This window comes from Actinoplanes cyaneus, assembly GCF_016862095.1.
Taxonomy (GTDB): Bacteria; Actinomycetota; Actinomycetes; order Mycobacteriales; family Micromonosporaceae; genus Actinoplanes; species Actinoplanes cyaneus.
This window is the reverse complement of sequence record NZ_BOMH01000166.1, coordinates 1-931: the sequence shown is the minus strand read 5'-3', so window position 1 is coordinate 931 and position 931 is coordinate 1. Positions and strand designations below refer to the sequence as shown.

Annotated in this window: 1 protein-coding gene; it reads right to left on the bottom strand. The window is 73.8% G+C overall.

Annotated elements, in window-relative coordinates; translation table 11 throughout:
• Positions 1-833: NAD(P)/FAD-dependent oxidoreductase (locus Acy02nite_RS46185; protein WP_239175922.1), on the bottom strand; the 833-nt coding region annotated here is incomplete at its 3' end.
• Positions 834-931 lie beyond the last annotated feature (98 nt).

Below are 931 nucleotides of genomic sequence, written 5' to 3'. Positions count from 1 at the left end.
GGGCGGCCGAACGCGTCACCGCAGAGCCAGACCCGGCCGTCCACGGCATACGGGGCCTCGCCGGGCTCGGGCTGGGCAAACGTCCAGCGGTGCACGCTCACCTCCGGCTTTGCCGAGAGACCGAGCAACTCGCCGACGGACTCGGCGAGGATCGGCCCGGCCGCCTCGGGGGAATCAAGGTGCCAGGCGGCTAGCTCTGCGGTTGAGTGGGCGACCAGGACTGGCGCGCCGTCGCCGCGCCGGTCGCCGTCGTCGCAGACGGTGGCGAGTACGGGATGGTCGTTGACGAAGGCACCTCGCAGGTCGTCCCACTCACGGGACGGGTAGCGCAGGACGGCCACGATCACCGGATGCCAGGTCTGCGCGGCCGCGGCCGCCGCGATCCCCGGCGGCGGGGCCAGCCGCAGAGCCTGCGGGCCGGGCATGGCGAGCACCACCGCGTCGGCGTCGGTCGGCACCGCGTCGAGCGGGGTTGACAGACGTACGTCGAGCCCGGCGGCGAGGTCGGCAGCCAGCGATCGCAGGCCGCCGGGAGCCGCCCAGCGGACTGGGCCGGTAGCATCCCGGCCGCCCGGGTAAACCCGGAGGGACTCGGTCCACGGCCGGGCGAGTCCAGCGGCCTGCCACCCGGCGACCTGTGCGGCGAAGTCCGGGTCGTCGGCGACGAGGTACGCGGCCCCGATGTCGGCATACCGGCCGTCGTAGCGCTTGCTGGCCAACCGGCCGCCGACGACCCGGCCGCGTTCGACGACACGCACCCTGGCCCCAGCGTCCGCCAACGCACGCGCACACGACAGCCCGGCGATCCCGGCACCGACCACGACAACGTCCACGCTCGAGACCTTACCGAGCACCCGCGCTTCACACTCGCGGACCGAATCGCCGCCGCGGTCGAGACAGGCATACACGACCACAGCCTGCATCGGACGAG